The following is a 3,087-nucleotide window of genomic DNA, read 5'->3' as shown; positions in this document are numbered from 1 at the left end:
TCCCCTGATTGCGTCATCACGCAGATACCCAACAGGAGGAGGAAGAAGCGCGCCGTCACTCGGTCAGCGCCCCTCCCCGGCATGGTTGCACAACGGTCACCGCTGGCTCCATCCAAGTCCCAACGCCTTTTGCAGGGCGACAAATGCACGATCAAGTTCGCCAGTCGCCTCCAGCACCGACTGATCGGCAGCCAGCGCCGCCCGTTCGGCATCGATTGACGTGGTCATCGGTATCGCTCCCTGCGCGTATCGCTGCCCGGCATAGGTCGCTGACTGCCTGGCGCCGTTCCGGCTTGCGATACTCGAAAACAGATTACGGCGCTGATTACCGAAGCGGGTCAGGCTGGTTTCCGCATCCGACAGCGCGCCGAGGACTGCCTTGCGATATTGCGCTTCCGCCTCGTCGCGGTCGGCCCGGGCCTGCTCGACCCGAGCACGATTACGGCCGAAGTCGAGGAAGCTCCAGCTGATCCGCGGCAGAAGAAGGCCCGCGATGCTGTCAGGATCGATCACATCGGCAATATTGGGGCCACCGAGGCCGATGATACCCATGATGCTGACGGATGGGAACTGCCGGGCGACGTTGACTCCGATCTTTGCGTTCGATGCCGCCAGCTGCCGCTCGGCTGCGCGAATGTCCGGCCGGCGTCGCAGCATGGCGGCCGGATCGCCAATCGCGACAGTCCCGGGGATCATCGGGATCGGCGCGGGGGTAGACAGCGCGGCGTCGTGTGCACCGGGTTCGTCGCCGGTGAGCAGGGCAAGCTGGTCGAGCGTGGTTGCGATCTGCCCTTCAAGCGGCAACAGCCCGGCCTCCGTGCGGGTCAGCTCAGTCTGGAGCCGAACCACCTCGTCGCGCGACGATGCACCGCGTTGCTCACGCTGTTGAAGCAGGGCGAGTGATCGCTGCTGAAGCTCCGCGGAGCGACGGGCCAGGATCAGGCGCTGCTGAAGTTCCCGCAGGGTCACATAATTCTGGGCGACCTCCGCCGAGAGACGAACCTGCGCATCGGCCCTGCTGGCTTCGGCTGCCTGAGCCTGGGCTTCGGCACCTTCGGCGGCACGGCGTCGCCCGCCGACCAGATCGATCTCCCAAGACGCGTCCAGGCCGGCGTTGTAGAATTCGGCCCTGATACGATCGGATTGCTCGCCTTGCGTCGGCAGCGCGAGCGAGCCGGCGGGAAGATCGGCAACGATCGCAGTCCCCGACGCCGAGACGGTGGGAAGCTGGTTTGTGCGCTGTTCGCGCAAGCTGGCGCGCGCCTTGCGGATGCGCGCCTCGGCGATCACCACGTCCGGATTAGAGGCAAGCGCGCGGTCGATCAGCATCGTGAGTTGCGCGTCGCCCATGCCTTCCCACCAGCGTGCGACAAGGGGCTGCGGTACCGTGACTGCCTGATCCGCGCGGCGAAATGTCGATCCGGCGCGCTCGCCGCTCGCGACGCTCGGCGGGCCTCCATAGTCGGGTCCGACGACGCATCCGGTCAAAAGGGCGGGGAGAATGGTCCAGCCAAGTCGCTTCATCAGTGCATCGCCATCTGCGTGTCGGAGGAGATCGGGCGGAGGAACAGCGCCAGCGGCGTGGTGATCGCGATCGCGACGCCGAGCGCGAAGAACAGGTCGTTATAGGCCATGACGGTAGACTGTTTGAGGAGTTGACCTGCGAGCTGCCGATAGGCGCCGGCTTCGCCGGACGGCATGGCCATAACCCTCGTGAACCATTCCTGTGTGGTCGCCGCGTTGGCCGACACCGTTTCGCTCAAGCGATTGAAATGGAGGAAGGTCTGACGGTCCTGAAGGGTGGCCATCATGGCAAGGCCGATCGATCCGCCGAGGTTGCGCCCGGCATTGAACAGTGCGGAAGCATCGCTGGCATCCTCGGGCGCCACGGCGCTGATCGCGGCTTGGTTTAGGAACATCATAGCGAAAATCTGACCGGCGCCGCGAATAATCTGCGAAGCCGTCAGATCGCCACCCGCTGACTGCGCCGTTAGGTGCCAGTCCATGGCGCAACTGATACCTATCAGCGTCATGCCGAAGATCACTGCCACACGGACATCCAGATATTTGAATGCGAGAGGAAGAAACGGCATTAGCATGATCGCGGGAATACCTGAGACGAAGACGACCTGTCCCGATTGTAGAGCACTGTAATTTGCCATTACTGAGAGAAACTGCGGGATTAAAAAGGTGACGCCGTAAAGGACAACGCCGATGACAAGGCTTAGAATGAAAACACTTCCAAATGACCGGCTGAAAATCAGCGTTAATTTGAGAACGGGTTGCGAAGACCGGACTTGCCCGATGGCGATGAGTGTGAAGCCCAGCAACGTCGCTAGAGCGAGCTTCACGATCATGGCGGACTCGAACCACATCTCGCTCTGCCCTTCCTCAAGCATCACGGTGAGCGCACCTAGGCCAATTGCGAGCCCTGCGATTCCGAGCCAGTCAGCATGGCGCAACTGGTCGAGCCGAAGATGCTCATGCTTTAGCCCTAGCAGAAGGAGGAGGACGAGCCCGACGCAGACCGGCACGTTGAGGAAAAAAGCATAGTGCCAGCTGTAGTTATCGGTCAGCCACCCACCGATGATCGGTCCAAGCACCGGGCCAAGGATGGCCGTGCCGCCGAAGGCAGCGGTGCCGATCGGCTGCTGTGATGGCGGTAGCCGGGTTGCGATGATGGTCATTGCGGTCGGAATCAAGGCACCGCCGGTAAAGCCTTGGCCAACGCGCCCGGCGATCATCATCGGCAGTGTCGTTGAAATACCGCACACTATCGAGAAGCCGGTGAAGCTGACCGCTGCACCCAGAAGGAAGTTGCGCAGGCCAAACAGGCGCACGAGGAAGGGGCTGAGCGGGATCATGACGATTTCCGCCACGAGATAGGAGGTCGCGACCCAGGTGCCCTCAGTTCCGCTCGCGCCGATCTCGCCCTGGATGGTGGGCAAGGCCGCATTGACGATCGAGATATCGAGCAGCGCCATGAATGACCCGATTGTTCCCGCCGCGACGGCGAGCCAGTCGCGCAGGCCTGCGCGTTCGGCGGCCATCAGCGCGCGCCCTGCATCTCACCGCGCTTCAGCCGCT

The 3,087-nt window shown here is 62.9% G+C and carries 2 protein-coding genes; both read right to left on the bottom strand.

Annotated features, from left to right (window positions below; genetic code table 11):
* Positions 1-96: 96 nt before the first annotated feature.
* The gene (locus YP76_RS26345; RefSeq protein WP_046766331.1) at positions 97-1,524 is read right to left on the bottom strand and encodes an efflux transporter outer membrane subunit; all 1,428 of its coding nucleotides are present in this window, start codon (positions 1,522-1,524) and stop codon (positions 97-99) included.
* Entirely contained in the window at positions 1,524-3,050 is a 1,527-nt protein-coding gene (locus YP76_RS26340) for a DHA2 family efflux MFS transporter permease subunit (RefSeq protein WP_046766330.1), read from the bottom strand. The genes YP76_RS26345 and YP76_RS26340 overlap by 1 nt, the downstream gene beginning before the upstream one ends.
* Positions 3,051-3,087: the final 37 nt, after the last annotated feature.

It is taken from the genome of Sphingobium chungbukense, assembly GCF_001005725.1.
In the GTDB taxonomy this organism is placed as follows: domain Bacteria; phylum Pseudomonadota; class Alphaproteobacteria; order Sphingomonadales; family Sphingomonadaceae; genus Sphingobium; species Sphingobium chungbukense.
This window is presented reverse-complemented; position numbering and strand designations above follow the sequence as displayed.